Annotated in this window: 15 protein-coding genes, 1 tRNA gene and 1 pseudogene; 9 read left to right on the top strand and 8 right to left on the bottom strand. The window is 74.2% G+C overall.

The genetic code is table 11. From position 1 onward, the window contains the following. The 5 genes and pseudogenes from GFJ45_RS06625 to GFJ45_RS06605 all read right to left on the bottom strand — a co-directional run. Positions 1 to 902 (bottom strand): annotated as a pseudogene (locus GFJ45_RS06625) (hypothetical protein); the annotation flags it as partial. Between the two features lies 1 nt (position 903). After that, positions 904 to 1386, bottom strand: a complete 483-nt coding sequence (locus GFJ45_RS06620) for a hypothetical protein (protein WP_194288549.1) — start codon at positions 1384 to 1386, stop codon at positions 904 to 906. Then, positions 1383 to 2042, bottom strand: coding sequence for an RNA polymerase sigma factor (locus GFJ45_RS06615; RefSeq protein WP_153395418.1), 660 nt, complete (start codon positions 2040 to 2042; stop codon positions 1383 to 1385). Before GFJ45_RS06615 ends, GFJ45_RS06620 begins: the two co-directional genes overlap by 4 nt. A 14-nt stretch (positions 2043 to 2056) precedes the next feature. Next, complete coding sequence (locus GFJ45_RS06610; RefSeq protein ID WP_153395410.1) at positions 2057 to 3676, bottom strand: S8/S53 family peptidase; 1620 nt, start codon at positions 3674 to 3676, stop codon at positions 2057 to 2059. A 669-nt stretch (positions 3677 to 4345) separates the two neighbouring features. Further along, the gene (locus GFJ45_RS06605) at positions 4346 to 5671 is read right to left on the bottom strand and encodes a NupC/NupG family nucleoside CNT transporter (RefSeq protein WP_228386605.1); all 1326 of its coding nucleotides are present in this window, start codon (positions 5669 to 5671) and stop codon (positions 4346 to 4348) included. Between the two features lie 79 nt (positions 5672 to 5750). Here GFJ45_RS06605 and GFJ45_RS06600 point away from each other — a divergent pair, with 79 nt between their 5' ends. Further along, entirely contained in the window at positions 5751 to 7007 is a 1257-nt protein-coding gene (locus tag GFJ45_RS06600) for an FAD-binding protein (protein WP_228386603.1), read from the top strand. An 8-nt stretch (positions 7008 to 7015) separates the two neighbouring features. Here the strand turns inward: GFJ45_RS06600 and GFJ45_RS06595 are convergent, their stop codons facing one another. After that, complete coding sequence (locus GFJ45_RS06595) at positions 7016 to 7558, bottom strand: DUF1697 domain-containing protein (protein WP_194288548.1); 543 nt, start codon at positions 7556 to 7558, stop codon at positions 7016 to 7018. Positions 7559 to 7620: 62 nt separating this feature from the next. On the opposite strand from GFJ45_RS06595, the gene GFJ45_RS06590 reads away from it, so the two are divergent. The 5 genes from GFJ45_RS06590 to GFJ45_RS06570 all read left to right on the top strand — a co-directional run bounded on the left by GFJ45_RS06590 (position 7621) and on the right by GFJ45_RS06570 (position 12418). Continuing rightward, positions 7621 to 8622, top strand: coding sequence for an ornithine cyclodeaminase family protein (locus GFJ45_RS06590; protein WP_153395403.1), 1002 nt, complete (start codon positions 7621 to 7623; stop codon positions 8620 to 8622). Then, the gene (locus GFJ45_RS06585; protein WP_153395401.1) at positions 8619 to 9512 is read left to right on the top strand and encodes an aminotransferase class IV; all 894 of its coding nucleotides are present in this window, start codon (positions 8619 to 8621) and stop codon (positions 9510 to 9512) included. Before GFJ45_RS06590 ends, GFJ45_RS06585 begins: the two co-directional genes overlap by 4 nt. A gap of 7 nt (positions 9513 to 9519) precedes the next feature. After that, a complete protein-coding gene (locus tag GFJ45_RS06580) occupies positions 9520 to 10710 on the top strand; it encodes a PQQ-dependent sugar dehydrogenase (protein WP_228386601.1) in 1191 nt (396 codons plus the stop codon). A 158-nt stretch (positions 10711 to 10868) separates the two neighbouring features. Then, positions 10869 to 12290, top strand: coding sequence for a glucose-6-phosphate dehydrogenase (gene zwf / locus GFJ45_RS06575; RefSeq protein ID WP_228386610.1), 1422 nt, complete (start codon positions 10869 to 10871; stop codon positions 12288 to 12290). Between the two features lie 54 nt (positions 12291 to 12344). Beyond that, positions 12345 to 12418 (top strand) — tRNA-Val (locus GFJ45_RS06570). A gap of 86 nt (positions 12419 to 12504) precedes the next feature. Here GFJ45_RS06570 and GFJ45_RS06565 read toward each other — a convergent pair. Continuing rightward, entirely contained in the window at positions 12505 to 13551 is a 1047-nt protein-coding gene (locus tag GFJ45_RS06565; protein WP_228386608.1) for a flavin-containing monooxygenase, read from the bottom strand. A gap of 125 nt (positions 13552 to 13676) precedes the next feature. Between GFJ45_RS06565 and GFJ45_RS06560 the strand changes: the two genes are divergently transcribed. From GFJ45_RS06560 to GFJ45_RS06550, 3 genes are all read left to right on the top strand, one after another. Next, complete coding sequence (locus GFJ45_RS06560) at positions 13677 to 14327, top strand: TetR/AcrR family transcriptional regulator (RefSeq protein ID WP_153395395.1); 651 nt, start codon at positions 13677 to 13679, stop codon at positions 14325 to 14327. A gap of 99 nt (positions 14328 to 14426) precedes the next feature. Next, a complete protein-coding gene (locus tag GFJ45_RS06555) occupies positions 14427 to 16115 on the top strand; it encodes an FAD-dependent oxidoreductase (protein ID WP_153395393.1) in 1689 nt (562 codons plus the stop codon). A 53-nt stretch (positions 16116 to 16168) separates the two neighbouring features. Continuing rightward, the gene (locus tag GFJ45_RS06550) at positions 16169 to 17533 is read left to right on the top strand and encodes an adenylate/guanylate cyclase domain-containing protein (protein ID WP_153395391.1); all 1365 of its coding nucleotides are present in this window, start codon (positions 16169 to 16171) and stop codon (positions 17531 to 17533) included. Between the two features lie 35 nt (positions 17534 to 17568). Here the strand turns inward: GFJ45_RS06550 and GFJ45_RS06545 are convergent, their stop codons facing one another. Beyond that, positions 17569 to 18024 carry a hypothetical protein gene (locus tag GFJ45_RS06545; RefSeq protein WP_153395389.1) on the bottom strand — a complete coding sequence of 152 codons (456 nt, stop codon included), beginning with the start codon at positions 18022 to 18024 and terminating at the stop codon, positions 17569 to 17571. Positions 18025 to 18043: the final 19 nt, after the last annotated feature.

The raw sequence follows: 18043 nt of genomic DNA, 5'->3' as shown, positions 1-18043 counted from the left end.
CAGTCCGATCTCGGTTCGGCCCGACCCGACCAGACCGGGGACCCGCGGCGGCGGAACCGGCGCCGCGCGGCGCGGGCCCGGGCGCGTGCCTCGGTGTGCCGACCCAGCAGCAGCGCGACGCGTGCCAGCTCCAGCTCGATCTCTGCCAGCACCTGGCGCTGCGGTTCCGCCTCGGTGATCACGGCCGCCTCGGTGAGCGCCTCACGGGCCTCGGTGAGCAGTCCGGCCTCGACCAGGACGCGGGCCCGGTCCAGCCGGACCACGGCCTGGGAGGCGTCGGCGTCGAGGGCCTCCGCCTTGCTGAGGAGGCTGAGCGCCCGGGGCAGGTCACCCGCGAGGTAGGCGGCGTAGCCCTGGTTGCTGCGGGCCATGAACGCCTCGCGGCTCAGCTCGGCGGCCAGCGCCGTCTCGGCCGCCCGGTCCAGCCCGGCCACCGCGCCGGCGAGGTCGCCGACCAGCATCAGCAGCGTGCCGTGGTTGAGGAGGAGGACTGCCCGGTCTCGGGGTTGCAGCGCGTCCAGCCCGGGCAGCGCGGACTCCAGGTGCCGGCGGGCGGCGGTGAGGTCGCCGCTGCGGGCCATCAGCATCCCCCGCTGGGACCGGCAGAGGGTGACCAGCTCGGTGTCCGCGAGCGCGGTCGACTCGGCGAGGGCGCGGTCCAGCTGGGCCAGCGCGGCCGGCAGGCCGTGCAGCTCGAACTCGGTGAAGGCCAGGTTCAGCTCCGCCCGTGCTCGCACCCGGCGCAGCGAGGGCGAACCGGGTCGGTGCTCGGCCGCCTGCTCGTCCGCCCGCCGCGCAGCGGCCAGGAGCAGCCGCGCGGCCTTCCGTGCGCGGCCGGCCGCGTTGTGTGCGATGCCCTGCTCGAGCAGCTCCTCCGGGGTGGCGGACGGCGCGGCGCTCACCTCACAGGTCGATGGTGGGGGTGATGACGGGACGGCCCTCGTGATCCGGTCCGGGCCAGACCAGGAAGTGCGCCGGTCCCGAGGGGATGTCGCTGAGCACCAGCCGGCCGAACTCGTCCGCGGTGGCCGTGCGCACCCGCTGTCCCTCCCCGTGGGGGTGCACCTCGAGCAACGCGCCCCCCAGGGTGACCCAGCAGTCCAGCCGGCGGGTGCCGTCGGGCTCCTCCTCACCGACCGTCACCATCAGGCTGAGCCGCTGCCCGGTGAAGTTCACGGTCCGTAGCCGCTCGCCGGGCTCCGTCGTGGAGCGTGCCAGCGCCGCGGGGGTGCGGGTCAGCTCGGCGACCTCGGCCTCGAGCATCGCCACCGTCAACGCGTACTTGACCTGCTGCATCAGGTCCGGCGGGACCGGGTCGAGCCGCTCGTAGAGCTCGCGCACCCCTCCCAGGATCCGTTCGTCGTCGGTGTCCAGCTCCTCGTTCATCCCCTGCCTCCGTCCCACCTGGGGTCCTCCTCCAAGGACCGCCGCAACCTGCTGAGGCACCGGCCCCGGGTGGGGCCGATGCTGCCGACCGGCATGCCGAGGGCCTCGGCGATGCTGCCGTAGTCCGGCCGGTCACCGAACGCGATGACGCGCAGCAGGTGCCGGCACCGCTCGCCGAGCGCGGCGACGTGGTGCCACAGCACCCGCTGCCGCTGCCGGAGCACCACCGCGGCGTCCGGGCCAGGGGCGGGGTCGGGGGTCTCCGGCACCGGGTCGGCGCCGAGGTCCTCCCTGCCCTCCCGGCGCACGGTGCGCCAGGCCTCCCGGCGGACGGTCGTCAGCAGCCAGCCCAGCACCGCCTGGGGGTCCTCCACGGTGCCGGCGTTCTCCACCAGGCGCACCCAGGTGCCCTGCACCACGTCGCGGGCGCTGTCCTCAGGCAGCCGCTGGGCGCGGGCGGTGTGCCACAGCAGCGGCGTCACCAGGTCGACGAGCACGCCCATCTGCTGGTGGTCCCCGTCCCGGTAGGCGGCGAACGCCGCAGCCGCGCGGTCAGCGACGCCGACCTCCGGCTGGGCGACGGTCGGGCCGTCGGGGGAGTGGCCCGAGTCGGTCGCCTCCTCGCCCCAGCGGTCCCCGCGCGGGCCGGTCGTCATGCTGCTCACCTCGGTCACGGTCGGGTCCACTCGAGCTCGGCGTGGACGGCCTCCCAGCCGCGGGTCGCACACTCGTCGCGCCCGGTCTCAGCCGTGTCGTCGCGGCCGGCCAGGTGAGCGGCCAGGGCTCCGGCCACGACGGGCGCGGCGAAGGAGGTGCCGCTCCAGGTGGCGAACCCGCAGCTGTAGTCGTCCGGGTCCAGGGTGGCACGGGTGTGGTCCGCCCCGATAGTGCGCACCGCGGGCTGCTGTCCGCCTCGCATCGTCGTCGGCACGGTGCTGACCAGCGCCGCGCCGACACGGAAGCAGCTGACCCAGTCCCCGGTGTTGCTGAACCAGGCGACGCTGTCCCCGTCCGGGTTGAGCGCTCCGACACTGACCAGCGGCACCCGCGCGTGCTGCAGTCCCACCTGCTGCCCGGCGAACCCGGCCGGCAGCAGCGGGTCGTCCGTGCAGTCGTTGCCTGCCGCGGCGACGACGGCCACGCCCGCGTCCCCGTAGGCGTCCATGAGGTCGCGGAGGGCCGTGCTCGCCACCGTGTCCTCGGGGGTCTCGTGGTAGAAGCCCAGCGACAGCGACAGCACGTCGATCAGCTGGTCGGGGCGGTCGGTGAGCTGGCCCTCGACGTGCCGCAGCAGCAGCAGGACCAGCGCCTGGTGCAGCTGCACCTCGTCGACGAACCCGTCGGCATGCAGCACCGGCACCGGCATGACCGTGGCCTCGGGGCAGGTCTGCCGGATGAGGCCGGCGATGAACGTGCCGTGCCCGCTGGCGCCCTGCAGCAGCCCGGTCCGGTCCAGGCAGGACGCCGGGTCCAGGTCGCAGTCGTCGCCACCGATCGGCAGTCCGTGGAAGGTCCGGTCCCGTTGCACGCCCGACGTGAACCAGGGGTGGGCGCCGAGGCCGGTGTCCGCGACGGCGACGACCGGGCTCCGGCGGCCGGCCCCCGTCTCGTGGCCGTTCCGGTGGGCCGGGTCCGGGCCGTGCCAGTGCACCGGGACCCGCCCGCCGAAGCCCGGCTGGCCGTAGTGCTCCGACGGGTCGCCGTGGGCCCCCCAGTACGGGTGGGTACCCCAGTAGGGATGGACGCCCCAGTAGGGGTGCGGTCGCCACCCCGTCCCGGACCGGCCCTCCGGGGCAGCGCGGACCAGGTGGTCCAAGGACAGCTGGCTGGCCAGGTCGGGCTCCTCCCGCTGCAGCGTGGCCAACACCTCCCAGGCGTCGGGTCGCTCCTCCGGGCGACCTCCGCTGGGCAGCCGGATCGGTTCCACCCACAGTCGTTCTGCCAGCTCGCGGACGGCAGGCGGCGCGTCCTGCAGTGCCTCCGCGAGGCTCGGCTCCGCTGGTTCGTCCGGCTCCTCCTGCTGCGGTGGCCGCTCCCGGCGTGGGCCACCGCGCCGGGCGGGCCGTTCGTCGGGGTCCCGGGCGCGCCGGCCAGCAGCCGGCTGCGGGGGCAGCTCGATGCCGCGCTCGGCCAGCCGCTCCCGCAGCTGGCTGCGCCGGTCCTCCTGCGTGCCGCCGAGACCGCGCAGCAGCAGCCGGGTGGGGTCGTACACCGTCGGCCGCAGTCGGCCGTGCCGAGGTGGCGGAGCGTTCTCGGGGTCGAGCACGCGGTAGTGGTCGCGGCGGGGCATGGGTCTCTCCTCGGGTCTCCTGCGGGTCAGCGGTGGGCACTCGCCGGCCCCAGTCACGAGGAGGAGACGCCGGCACCGCCGCTGATACAACCAGCCGGCAGCCGGGAGTGGCTAGCACCAGCCGCTCCCGGACCCGCTCCGGAGGGCGGTCCCACCGGGCAGGCGGACCGGGCCGCAGCAGGTGCTCGCAGAAAATCTCGCTGCGGTGTATCAGGAGCGGCCCGGCCCGCTCCTGAGGGGTGTCGCAGGCCGAGGAGAACCGAAAGGGGTGACACCGCCATGGAGAGGGAGCAGCTGACCGGCGCAGGGGGCCGGTCAGACGAGCGCGTGGCGGCTGTCGGGTGGGTCTCCTCGGCCTGCGAAGGGGCCCGTCGGGCCCCCCACCGACGCGTGGCCGCGGCCCCGACCGCGAGGCACCTGTCGGGCCTCCCGGGCGGGGGGCGGTGGCCGTGGGGGCGCGGTCACCGCACGCTGGAGGCCTGCCACAGGGCGAGCCGGCACGTGCGGCTGCCGGCGCGGGCCGGGGCCGTGGCCACGCACCGGTGCATCATCAGCTGGCCCCCCGATCCGCCGATCGAGGATGAGCGGCTGGAGCAGGCCGGTACCCGGCCCCGGCTGTCCTGAGCAGAGGGCAGCCGGCGCCGGGGGCCGTACCCGGCGATGCCGTGGTCACCCGATGAGGATGCCGGCGATCGCGGCGCTCATCAGGTTGGCCAGCGTCCCGGCCAGCACGGCCCGCAGCCCCAGCTGGGCGATGTCGCCGCGGCGGCTGGGGGCGATCCCGCCCAGCCCGCCGAGCAGGATCGCCATCGACCCCAGGTTGGCGAACCCGGTCAGGGCGAAGGTGATGACCGCCTGCGACTTCTGCGAGAACTGGTCGGCCTGCGGGGCGAAGTCGCTGAAGGCGACGAACTCGTTGAGGACGACCTTCTGCCCCAGGAAGCTGCCCGCCGGGATCGCCTCACTCCACGGCACGCCGATCGCCGTCATCACCGGGGAGAACACATAGCCGAGCAGCTGCTGCACCGTCACGTCGCCGTAGCCGAACCAGCCGCCGATCCAGCCCAGCACCAGGTTGCCCAGCGCGATGAGGGAGATGAAGGCCAGCAGCATCGCCCCGACGTTGAGCGCCAGCCGCAGGCCGTCGGAGGCACCGCGGGCCGCTGCGTCGATGACGTTGCGGGCGCGCTCCTGCTCGGGGTCCACCTCCTCCTCGCCGTCCCGTGCGGTTTCGGCGTCCTCGCGGGTGTCGGGGGCCCCAGAGGTCCCCGACGGCTGGCTCGGCGCCGGGGCGGTGCCCGCCGTGGTCGCGGCCCCGGCCGCCGCGGGGGCCGGCTCCAGCGAGCCTGCTGGCACGATGATCTTGGCCATGAGCAGCGCGCCGGGGGCGGCCATGAAGCTCGCGGCGATGAGGTACTCCAGCCGGGCGCCCAGCAGCGAGTACCCGACCAGGACGGACCCGGCCACGGTCGACAGCCCGCCGACCATGACCGCGAACAGCTCGGACTGGCTCATCCGCGGCACGTAGGGGCGGACCACCAGCGGCGCCTCGGTCTGGCCGACGAAGATGTTGGCCGCGGCGTTCATGGACTCCGGCCGGGTGGTGCCCAGCGCACGGGCGAGCCCCCCGCCGACCCAGCGCACCACGTGCTGCAGCGCGCCCAGGTGGTAGAGGATGCCCGTCAGCGAGGCGAAGAACACGATGACCGGGAGCACCTGGAAGGCGAACACCGAGCCCTCCTCGGGCAGCACCGGCCCGAACAGAAAGGCGATGCCCTCGGCCGAGGAGTCGATGATGGCCTGCACCCCGCGGCTGAGCCCGCCCAGGACCTGCTGCCCCCACGGCACGTAGAGGACGAGGAAGCCCAGCAGCATCTGGACGCCCAGGGCGATGGAGACGGTGCGCAGCCGGATGCGGCGCCGGTCGGCGGAGAACAGGACGGCCACGGCCAGCACGAGCGCCATGCCGCCCAGGCCCCAGATGACGTCGAGCACGAGGAACCTCCGGACTGGGTGGTGGGTGATCGGACTGGCCCACCGTCGCACCCGGGCGCGGACCTGGCACAGTGAGCACGTGGAGGACCTGCTCAGCAACTGGTCCGGGACGGTGACCTACACCCCGGCTGCGGTGGCCCGCCCCAGCTCGGTCCCCGAGCTGCAGGAGCTCGTCGCCGGGAGCAGGCGGTTGCGGGCCCGCGGGTCCGGCCACAGTTTCAACTTGCTCACCGGCACGACCGGCACGCTGGTCTCGCTGGCGGGGCTGGCGGGCGCGCCGGAGCTGGACGCCGCGGGGGTGCGGGTGCGGGTGCCGGCCGGCACCGCGTACGGCGCCCTGGCCCGCTACCTGGAGGAGCACGGCCGCGCGCTGCCGGCGATGGCCTCGCTGCCGCACGTGGACGTGGTCGGCGCCTGCGCGACCGGCACCCACGGATCCGGCGACGGGGTCGGCACGCTGTCCGGCGAGGTCACTGGGGTGGAGCTGGTGACCGGCACCGGTGAGCTGCTCTCCCTCACCGAGGAGGACCCCGAGCTGGCTGGCGCGGCGGTCCACCTGGGCGCGCTCGGTGTGGTCACCGCGGTGACGCTGCGGGTGGGCCCGACCTACCGGGTGCGCCAGCTCGTCTACGAGGGGTTGGCACTGGAGGACCTGGCCGGTGACCTGGACGGCGTGCTGGGCGCGGCCTACAGCGTGAGCGTGTTCACGACCTGGGCCAGCGGGCAGGGGCAGGTCTGGATCAAGGCCCGCGACGGCCAGTGGGTGGGGGAGCCGCCGGGCCGGTGGCGCGGCGCGGTGCTGGCCGACGGTCCTCGGCACCCGGTCCCCGGCCAGCCGGCGGAGGCGTGCACCGTGCAGGGCGGCCTCGCCGGAGCCTGGCACGAGCGGCTACCGCACTTCCGGCTCGAGCACACCCCCTCCAGCGGCCATGAGATCCAGTCCGAGGTGTTCGTGCCGCGCGACCGGGCCGCCGAGGCGATCGGGCTGCTGCAGGGCGTGGGCCCGCGGATCGCGCCGGCACTGCAGGTCTCGGAGGTGCGAACCGTCGCCGCCGACAGCCCGTGGCTGAGCCCGGCGGCCGGGCAGGACGTGGTGGCGTTCCACTTCACGTGGCACCCGGACGCGCCCGCCGTCGAGCGGGCGCTGGCGGTCCTGGAGCTCGCGCTGCAGCCGCTGGGCGCCCGGCCGCACTGGGGCAAGGTGACCACGATGGCGCCCGAGCTGGTCCGTAGCCGATGGCCCCGCGCCGGCGACTTCGCGGCGCTCGCCGAGCGGCTCGACCCGCAGGGCCGGCTGCGCAACGACCTGCTGGAGGCGTGGTTCCCCCGCGGCTGAGCGCGCCGCTACGCCCAGCGTCGGGCGACCTCCTGCACCACCCGGGCGGTGCGGGTGGTGGCGGTGCCGGCGAGCCGCTGGATGACGGCGTTGCTCAGCGCCGCGCCCTGGGTCGGCCCTGCCAGCCACCAATGCACGTGTCCGTCGACGACGCGGGCGGCCTCACCCGGCCGGTCCCAGCCCTCCAGGGCGGCGACGGCCTGCTGCGGCGGCGGGTCGGCCAGCAGCGTCACGTAGTGGCGGACCTCGCCCGGCAGGGGTGGCGGCAGCTCCTGGACGGTGCCCCCGAGCCGGGCCAGGTCCGACCTCGGCAGCACGACGGTCGGGATCTCGAATCCGAACGCCTCCGGCAGCACCGCTGCCAGCTCGCCGGCGACCGCTCCGGGGGAGCCATGCGGCGAGGTCAGCCGGACGTTGCCGGTGGCCAGGTAGGTGTCCGCCGGGCCCATGCCGGCGGCGTCCAGCAGCTCCCGCAGCCGTGCCATGTCCACCCGGCGGCGGGGCCCCAGGTTCACGGCGCGCAGGAACGCGACGTACTCGGCCACGGCCACGGACCGTAGCGCACCGGAGCGACGACGGGGCCGGCCGGGACGCTGCCGGTAGCGTGGTTCGCATGGATGAGCCGGTCGTGCCACCGCCGTGGCTGGGGGAGCGAGAGCTGTTCGAGAACCTGGGGTGGGCCGGTGCGGTCCAGGCGGTGGGGGAGGCGCTGGCGGCCGGGCTGGACCCGGCCCAGGTCCCTGCCCGGCAGGCGGTCCCGGTCGCGGCCGGTGAGCTGCTGCTGATGCCGGCCGAGTGGGGCGGCTCGGCCGGGGTCAAGGTCGCCGGCGTCGCACCGGGGAACCCGGAGCGGGGACTGCCGCGGATCCAGGGGACCTACCTGCTGCTGGACGCGGCGACGCTGACCCTGCGTGCCCTCGTCGACGGGACGGCGCTGACCACGCTGCGGACCCCGGCGGTGAGCGCCTGGGCGGCCGCGGTGCTGGCGCGCCCGGACGCCGCGCGGTTGGTGGTGTTCGGCAGCGGCCCGCAGGCGTGGGGGCACGTGCACGCGTTGCGTGCGGTGCGCCCGCTGACCGATGTGGGGGTGTGCGGGCGAGACCCCGGTCGGCGGGACGCGCTGGTGGCCCGGCTGCGGGAAGAGGGAGTCGCCGCCCGGCCGGTCGGGGCGGAGGCGGTCGGTGAGGCCGATGTGGTGGCGTGCTGCACCTCCAGCCGGACACCGGTGCTGGACGGCGCCCTCGTCCGGGACGGCAGCTGCGTGGTGGCGGTGGGCAGCCACCACCCCGCCGCCCGGGAGCTGGACGGTGCGCTGCTGGCCCGCTCGACCGTCGTGGTGGAGGACCGCGACACCGCGCTACGGGAGGCCGGCGACGTGGTGCTGGCCGTGCAGGAGGGACTCCTGGACCCTGCCGCACTGGTCGGCGTCGCCGAGCTGGCACGGGACCGGGCGCAGCTGCAGCCCTGGGGCGCCGGTCCCCGCGTGTTCAAGGGCAGCGGCATGGCCTGGGAGGACCTGGTGGTGGCCACGGCCGCGCACCACGCCGCGGCCGGTGCGGACGGCGGCGGGTCGGCGGACCCGCCCGGCGCTGGCCGTGCCAAGGTGGGGCCATGAGCGAGCAGGTGCGGATCTGGGTCAACGGCCGGCGCGCGGACGAGGGGCCGGCGCTCGTCGCGGTCGACCACGGCGTCACGGTCGGGGACGGGGTGTTCGAGACCGCCAAGGTCGTCGACGGCCAGGTGTTCGCCCTGACCCGCCACCACGACCGGATGGACCGGTCGCTCGCCGGGCTCGGACTGCCGAGGTTGGACCGGGACCGCGTCCAGGAGGGGATCGACGCCGTCCTACAGGAGCCGATGGCGTTCGGCCGGCTGCGGTACACCGTGACTGCCGGGCCCGGGCCGCTGGGCTCGGACCGGCTCGAGGGGGAGGCGACCTACATCGTCACCGCGGTGGCGATGGCCCGGCCGCCGGAGGCCACGACGGTCGCGGTGGTGCCGTGGGTGCGCAACGAGCGCGGGGTCACGGTGGGCCTGAAGACGACCTCCTACGCCGACAACGTCGTGGCGCTGGCCGCGGCCAAGGAGCTGGGCGGCACCGAGGCGCTGTTCGCCAACACCGCGGGGGAGCTGTGCGAGGGCACCGGCTCCAACGTCTTCGTCGTCTCCGGCGGCGTCGTCCGCACCCCGCCGCTGTTGGCCGGGCCGCTGGCCGGGATCACCCGCACCCTGCTGCTGGAGTGGGCCCGGGAGGAGGGCATCGACGTGGCGGAGGAGCCGGTGCCGCTGGCGGAGCTGGCCACGGCCGAGGAGGTCTTCATCACCTCCAGCGTCCGCGACGCCCAGGCGGTGGAGCGAATCCGCGTGGTGCCCGGCGTGACGACGCTGGCCGGCGAGCTGCCCGCGCCGGACCTGCAGGAGCGGGAGCTGGACGCACCCGGGCCGGTGACCAGGCGGCTGATGGACCTGTTCGCCAAGCGCGCGGCCGAGCGCGACGACCCGTGAGCTGACGGTGGCCGCGACCCGGGTGTGGCTGCCGGCAGCCGCACTGCTGGTCGTGGCCGGCTGCAGCCCGGGTGACACGGACGGCGCTGACCAGCCCGCCGAGGTGGGACAGCACGACCGCACCACCGCGCCCGAGGACGTCGCGACCTCCCCGACCGAGGACCCCGCGACCGCTCCGACCGAGGACGCCGTGGCCGTCCCGACCGAGGAACCGCCACCTCCGCTGCAGCCGGTCACCGCGATGGCCTCCGGCCTCGAGGTGCCGTGGGGCCTGGTCGTGGGCGAGGACGGCTCGGCCCTGGTGGGGGAGCGGGACAGCGCCCGAGTGTGGCGGGTCAGCCCCGCGGGCGAGCGGGAGCCGGTGACCACCGTGCCCGGCGTGGCGGCTGACGGCGAGGGCGGCCTGCTGGGGCTGGCCGTCGACCCCGGTGACGGCCCGGGTGCCGAGTCCTTCTACGCCTACGCCACGACGGCCGGGGACAACCGGGTGCTCCGGGTGACCCCGGACCTGGTCGACCCCGAGGCCGAGCCGGAGGTCGAGACGCTCCTCGAGGGCATCCCCCGGGCCGGCAACCACAACGGAGGTCGGCTGGCGTTCGGCCCGGACGGCTTCCTCTACGTCACCACGGGCGACGCCTCGGCAGGGGAGCTGGCCCAGGACCCCGGGTCGCTGGGCGGCAAGATCCTGCGGATCACCCCGGAGGGCGAGCCGGCCCCCGGGAACCCGGAGCCGGGCTCGCCGGTCTGGTCCCTCGGGCACCGCAACGTGCAGGGGCTGGGCTGGGACGCCGCCGGGCGGTTGTGGGCCAGCGAGTTCGGCGCCAACGCCTGGGACGAGGTGAACCTGATTGAGCCCGGAAGCAACTACGGCTGGCCGATCGTCGAGGGCACCGGCGGTGAGCCGGACTTCGTCGACCCGGTGGTGACCTGGCCGACCAGCGAGGCCTCGCCCTCCGGGCTGGCGGTCGGGCCGGACGGTGACCTCTACGTCGCGGCGCTGCGCGGTGAGTCGCTGTGGCGGGTGCCCTTGGACGGGGTGCACGTGGGGGAGCCGGAGCGGCTGCTGGCAGGGGACTACGGCCGGCTGCGCTCAGTCGTCACCGGGCCCCGCGAGACGCTGTGGGTGCTGACGAGCAACACCTTCCGAGGCGACCCCGCCGAGGACGACGACCGGCTGCTGCGGCTGGCCGACTGGTAGCGGCGATCCGCCGGGCCGCCCGTCGGCGGCGGTGGGCTGCGGTTGGAGGGTGGGCGGGTCGATGCCACCATCGGAAGGTGGCCGAGACCAGACGACGCGCACAGACCATCTCCTACCCGGCCGGGCCGGCCACCACCAACCGGGGTGCCCTCGAGCCGGTGGCCCCCCACGTCGTGGTGCTGTTCGGCGCGACCGGCGACCTGGCCCGGCGCAAGCTGCTGCCGGGACTGGCCCACCTGGTGCTGTCCGACCTGGCGCCGGCGATCCAGGTGGTGGGCACCTCCCTGGAGGACTACGACGACGAGCGGTTCCGCAAGTTCGCGCGGGCGGCGCTGGACGAGTTCGGCAAGCACCCGCTGACCGAGGAGCAGTGGGCCCGGTTCTGCGCGAGCCTGCACTACGTCCCGCAGTCGGCCGGCGCCGCCGGGCTGGCCGAGGCGGTCCGGGAGGGCGAGGCCAAGCTGGGCCCGGACGTGTGCCGGCTGCACTACCTGTCGGTGCCGCCGAGGGCCGCTCCAGCGGTCATCGACACCCTGCGCGCGGCCGACCTGGTCCAGAACTCGCACGTGATCATGGAGAAGCCGTTCGGCACCGACCTGCAGAGCGCGGTCGCCCTCAACAAGCAGGTCCACGAGACCTTCGATGAGGGGCAGATCTTCCGGATCGACCACTTCCTCGGCAAGGAGGCGGCCCAGAACATCCTCGCGTTCCGGTTCGCCAACGGCCTGTTCGAGCCGATCTGGAACCGCAACTTCATCGACCACGTGCAGATCGACATCCCCGAGCAGCTCGGACTGGACCAGCGGGCCGCCTTCTACGAGGCCACCGGCGCCTACAAGGACATGGTGGTCACCCACCTGTTCCAGGTGATGGCCTTCGTCGCCATGGAGCCCCCGACGGCCCTGGAGCCGCGCTCGATCAGCGAGGAGAAGAACAAGGTGTTCCGCTCGCTGCTGCCGATCGACCCTGCCGCAGTGGTCCGGGGCCAGTTCGAGGGCTACCGGGACATGGAGGGGGTGGCCGACGACTCGGACACCGAGACCTTCATCGCGATGCGGGTGGGGCTGGACAACTGGCGCTGGGCCGGGGTGCCGTTCTACCTGCGCACCGGCAAGCGGCTGGCCCAGGGCGCCCGGATCATCTCGATCGCCTTCAAGGAGGCGCCCCGCTCGATGTTCCCGCGGCACTCCGGCGTCGGCTCGGCCGGACCCGACCACCTGACCTTCGACCTGGCCGACGACTCCAAGGTGTCACTGTCGTTCTACGGCAAGCGGCCCGGGCCGGGTATGCGGCTGGAGAAGCTGTCGATGCAGTTCTCGGCCAGTGAGACCGGCCGGGTGCAGGAGGTGCTGGAGGCCTACGAGCGGCTCATCCTGGACGCGATGCGCGGTGACCACACCCTGTTCACCACCGCCGAGGGCATCGAGTCGCTCTGGGAGCGCTCGGCGGCGCTGCTGGCTGACCCGCCGGAGGCCAAGCCCTACCCGCCTGGCTCCTGGGGGCCGAACGCGATCCATCAGCTGGTCGCCCCGCACGCCTGGCGGCTGCCGTTCGAGCGGCCCTGGCGCGGGAAGGGGTAACCGGGGCCGATTATGATGAGGCCGCGACGGCAGGCTAGAGTGCCGTCCGCGCCAGGACGTGTAGCTCAGTTGGTTAGAGCGTTCGCTTCACACGCGAGAGGTCAGGGGTTCGAGTCCCTTCACGTCCACCGCTTCGACCGCCGTCTCACCGGCGAGTACGCGGTACAAGCCCCGTCAAGCCCGGCTACGCCCATCTTCCGGCCTCGCCGTTCGGTCACCGTACTGAGGTTCCCAGACGGCGGGCGTGCCGCGTGAGCAGATGGTTGACGACGTACCGGGCGTCGGCGCCTACGCCGCCGACGAGGTGCGAGGCTATCGAACGTTGGTAGGGCAGTCCCACGGCGTACAGGCGTGGCTGGTCCTGGAGGACTCCACCTCGGTGGCGCAGTCGGCCGTGGGTGTCGACGGCAGCATCGAGGTCCAGCCAGCTGTAGTCAGCGCGAAAGCCGGTGCACCAGATCACCGATGCCACTTCGATGCTGCGGCCATCGTCGAGCAGTGGCAACCCGTCTCGCACTCCGACTACGCGGGGGTGCCGCTGCACGCCGGCGGCGTGGAGTTGGCCGGGGCGGATGCGGCCGAGGGGATCCCCACGTCCGCGTAGCCCGCGCTGAGCCAGCGTTGCTCCGGCCCGGCCGGCACGTTGCAGGATCTGGAAGGTCCATGGCCCCAGCTGAGGAATGTGTCCAACCTCGCGTCCGGCCAGATGCACCTCGCGCGCAGCGTTGGGTTCGGTAGCCAGGTCGAGGGCGACTTCCGCGCCGGAGTTGCCGGCGCCCACGACCAGCACCGGCCCGGCCGGCAGCTGACTGGGCCGTCGGTAGTCGCCCACGTGCGACTGGGTCACGCCGGTGTCCAGCTCGGCCGCGAAGTCCGGGATGGCCGGTGTCTGGTGGGCACCGGTTGCCACGATGAGGGCGCCGGCGCGCCATCGTCCCTGGTTGGTGTCGACCACGAATGTCTCACCATCACGCCAGGCTCGTCGCACTCTCACCCCCAGGAGCACCGGGAGGGCGAAGTGCTCGGCGTAGCGCGCCAGGTGGTCCGCCATGGCGTCCTTGGTTCGGTGGGCTGAGGCCGGTCCCGGGAACGGCATGCCCGGCATGGAGTTGAAGCCCGCCGGGGTGAACAGGCGCAGGGAGTCCCACCGGGCCCGCCAACTGTCACCGACGGAGTCGGCAGCATCGAGGATGAGCACGTCGCTCCCCCGACGGGAGAGGTGATAGCCAGCAGCGAGCCCGGCTTGGCCGGCCCCGACCACGACCACCCCCACGACGCGCTCGCGAGCCACGTCAGTGGGGTCGTCACCTGGGACTGACACACCCGCTCCAATCTGGGACAGCTTGTTGACAGCAGCGTATACATGTCGGTGTCTACAGTGGCAGGGTGAGCGATGCGGTGGGCCCCCGGCAGGTGCGCAGGCTTCCGCGTGCCGCTCGCCGAGAACAGATCCTGACCGCGGCCACCGGTGCTTTCGCTCACGCCGGGTACACGGCCACCGGTTTGGATGAGGTCGCTGTGGCAGCCGGGGTCAGCCGGGCGATCCTCTACCGCCACTTCACGTCCAAGTCCGAGTTGTACCGCGCTGTGCTGGACCGTGCCCGTACTCGCGTGCAGGCCGCGGTCGGCGATCCCCCCTACACCGAGCGGATCATCGACGACCTCCTGAGGACCGCAGCCGGCGACCCGGACGGGTTTCGGGTGCTGTTCGCTCACGCGGTGCGAGAACCCGCCTTCCGAGGCGATGTCGACGCCTTCACCGCCGAGATGGCCGCCACGGCTCGCGATCAGCTCGCGGCCTCCATCCCCAACTCAGACTGGGCCCAGTGGGCAGCACATCTGGCGCCCACCGTCACCATCGCCGCCGCCCTGGCCTGGCTGGACGCCGGTCGACCCGACCCCGACGTCGCCGCAATCCGGATCCGGGAGGCCGTGCGAGGCGTCACTGCTGCTGCCAGCCTCCAAGCAGCCCCCACTCCTGATCACTCCTCGGACGCACGAGCGTCGGCGCAGGTGATCTCCCAGGACGCGTGCTGAAGGTCGCCTCGCCGCGAACGGCATGGGTTGCCCATGCAATCCGGTGCCTGCCGGCCCGGACCCTGGTGCGGGACGTTGCGGCGGGAGTAGCCTGCCAGCGTGGTTCGGCCCGTGATCTTGGCCGTCGACCCGGACCCGGAAGCACTCTCGCGCACTGAGGGAGAGCTGAGTCGCCGCTTCGGCGCCGACTACGCCGTGCGCGGCGAGACCGCGGCCCGTGATGCGCTGCGCCACCTGGAGCGGGCCGCCGAGCTCAGTCATCCGGTCGCTCTCGTGCTCGCCGACCCGTGGCTGCCCGACCAGCCAGGAGCGGCGCTGCTGGCGCGGGTGCGCACCCTGCACCCCGACGCCGGCCGTGCCCTGCTGGTCCCATGGGGCGGCTGGGCGCACCGGCAGACCGCCACCGAGATCCTGCAGGCGATGGCGCGCGGCGACATCAGCTACTACGTGCTGAAGCCGTGGACGACCCCCGATGAGCTGTTCAACCGGACCGTGAGTGAGTTCGTGCAGGCGTGGTCCCGGGCCGTGGCCAGCGCCGAGCGGGAGGTGGTGGTCGTCGGAGCCGCCCGCGACCGTCGCGGCCACGACGTGCGCGGCTTCCTGACCCGCAACGGCATCCCGCACGCGTTCCTGGACCGGGGCACGGCCGCGGCGGCCGAGGTGCTCCGGCGGGTCGGCGTGCCGGGCGCGGACGCCACGACCGGGCCCCTGGTGGTCTGGATGCCCGCGGTCGGGGGAACCGTGCTGCTCGACCCCACCGACGCGGCGCTGGCGGAGGCGTGGGGTCTGCGGACCGACCTGGCGGCCGAGGACCGCGACGTCGACGTCGTCGTGGTCGGTGCGGGACCCGCCGGACTGGCCGCTGCGGTGTCCGCGTCGTCGGAGGGACTGAACGTGCTGTGCCTGGAGCACCGTGCCCTCGGCGGGCAGGCGGGCACCAGCTCGCTGATCCGCAACTACCTCGGCTTCTCCCGCGGGCTGGGCGGCGCCGAGCTGGCCCAGCGCGGATTCCAGCAGGCGTGGGTCTTCGGCACCCGGTTCGTGCTGACCCGGCCGGTGACCGCGGTCCACGCCGAGGACGCCGGGTTCCGCGTCGAGCTCGAGGGCGCCGGCGAGGTGCGGGCGCGGACGGTCGTGCTGGCTACCGGCGTCGCCTACCGCAGGCTGGGGGTCACGGCCCTGGAGCGGCTCGTGGGTGCCGGCGTTTTCTACGGCGCCAACGTCTCCGAGGCGCACGGCCTGCGCGGGACCCACGCGATGGTGGTCGGCGGCGGCAACTCCGCCGGCCAGGCGGCCCTGCACCTGCAGCGGTATGCCGCTCACGTCACGATCGTGGTCCGCGCGCCGGACCTGTCCAGCACCATGTCGCAGTACCTCATCGACGAGATCGCCAGTAGCGACCGGATCACCGTGCTGCCGGGCGCCGAGGTCGTGGACGGCGCCGGAGAGGACTGGCTGACGGAGGTGACCGTGGCCGACCGGGCCACGGGGGAGCGGCGGGTGCTGCCCACCGAGGGGCTGTTCGTGATGATCGGCGCCGCCCCTCACACGGGGTGGCTGCCGGACTCGGTGGCGCTGGACGAGCGTGGCTATGTCGTGACCGGCGTCGACCGGTGGCCCGGCCGGCCGGTGCTGTCCTACGAGACCTCACTGCCGGGGATGTTCGCCGTCGGGGACGTGCGCAGCGGCTCCGTCAAGCGGGTCGCGGCCGCCGTCGGCGAGGGGTCCGTCGTCGTCTCCCAGCTGCACCAGCACCTGGCTCTGGCCGGACCGCCGCGGCAACCATGACCGACGACCGGTCCCCGGGGGCACCAGCCGACCTCGGCAGGCTGCGGTCGCCGATGCTCCTGCTCGGGGCGGCCGCCCTGGCACTGCCCCTCGTCGGGCTGGCGGTGCTCCTGCTGCGACCGCAGCTGGACGTGACCTGGCAGCACCACCCGGCACACTTCTGGATCGTGCTGGCCGCTGCGGTCCTCAGCGCGGCCCTGGCCTACGGCACCGGCACCACGGCCGCGCGCCGTGGCGACGCGCGGGTGATGCTGGTCTCGCTGGCCTTCCTGGCGCCGGCCGCCTTCTTGGCCCTGCACGCGCTGGCGACGCCGGGGGTGCTGCTGGCCGGGCCCAACACCGGGTTCAACGTCTCGACGCCGGTGGGTATCGCACTGGGCGCGGTGCTGGCTGCGCTGTCGACCCGGGACACCGACGGGCAGCGCGCCGTTGCGGCGCTGCGGCAGGCAACCTGGCTGCGCGGGGGCCTGCTGGCGGTGATCGGCGGGTGGGCGGCGCTGTCGCTGCTGCAGCTGCCGCCGCTCGGGCCGGAGGCGGACTCTGAACGGCTCACCGGTCCGCTCGCCGTGGTGGCGGTGGCGGCGACCGTCCTGTACGGCTGGTCGGCGGCCAGCTACCTTCGGCTGTGGCGCCGGCGCCGCGGCCTGATGCCGCTGGCCATGGCGGCGGCCTTCGTGCTCCTGGGCGAGGCCATGGTGGCGGTCAGCCTGGCACCCAACTGGCATCTCAGCTGGTGGGAGTGGCACCTGTTGCTGCTGGCCGCCTTCGGGCTGGTGGCCTGGGGCGCCCACCGGCAGTGGCACGAGGAGCGGTTCGCGGACCTCTACCTCGAGGGGACGGTCTCCGGCAACCGGGAGATGAGCATCCTGTTCGCCGACCTGGCGGGGTTCACGCCGTTCTCCGAGCGGCACCGGCCGGCGGAGGTGCGGCGGATGCTCAACACCTACTTCGACGCGGCCATCCCGCCCGTCACCCGGCACGGGGGCGTGGTGGACCGCATCATCGGCGACGCACTGCTGGTGACCTTCAACGGCCGCGGGGACCAGCCCGACCACGCGCTGCGCGCCACCCGCGCCGGGCTCGCCCTCCAGCAGGAGACGGGCCGGATCGCCCAGCAGCACGTCGACTGGCCTCGGTTCCGGGTCGGCGTCAGCACCGGCGAGGTCGCGGTCGGGGTGCTGGGCGCGACCGGGGGCCGCACCCACACCGTGATTGGTGACGTGGTGAACACCGCATCGAGGCTGGAGGGCCAGGCGCCGGTGGGTGGCGTCGCGGTGAGCGGCGACACGCTGGCCCGGCTCCCGGCCGGCACGGTCACCGAGCCGCTCGGGGAGCTGGCTCTGAAGGGCAAGGCGGAGCCGGTTTCGGCCCACCTCGTGCGCCGCGTCACCGACCTCCCGACCGGGCCGCACAGCTGACCCGGCGCTCGGGTAACCGCCGTGCCCGCGAGCCCTCAGAAGCCGCCGGGCGGTGGCGGGGGAGGAGGCGGCGGGCCCGGCCGTTCGGTGCTCTCGTCACCCACCGGGGGTGAGGAGGTCTGGGTCGGGCCGGGACCAGGAGTCGGGGGCTGAGTCGGGCCAGCACCGGGCGGGGGCGGCGCCTGACCAGCCATGCCTCCAGGGGGCGGCGGACTGGGCTGTCCGGCCGCGCTCCCCGGCGTCAACGTCAGCGCTCCGAGGCGGCCCTGGCTCTCCAGCTGGCGCAACGCGGACAATACGTTCTCGCGCTCGCCGGTGTCGATCGGCATGCCGGACTGCTCGCGGTAGGTCAGGACGCCGAGGTTGCGCAGCAACCGGTCGGCCTCCCGGGTGTCGGCGGAGCCGGTGCCCATGCCCGCCTGGTTCATCGCGTCGTCGGCCTTGGCCGCGAGCTCGGTCGCGGTCTGCTTGGCCCTGTCCAGGAAACCCATGTGCACCTCTCAGGCATGT

Source organism: Ornithinicoccus halotolerans (assembly GCF_009602535.1).
In the GTDB taxonomy this organism is placed as follows: Bacteria; Actinomycetota; Actinomycetes; order Actinomycetales; family Dermatophilaceae; genus Ornithinicoccus; species Ornithinicoccus halotolerans.
This window is presented reverse-complemented; position numbering and strand designations above follow the sequence as displayed.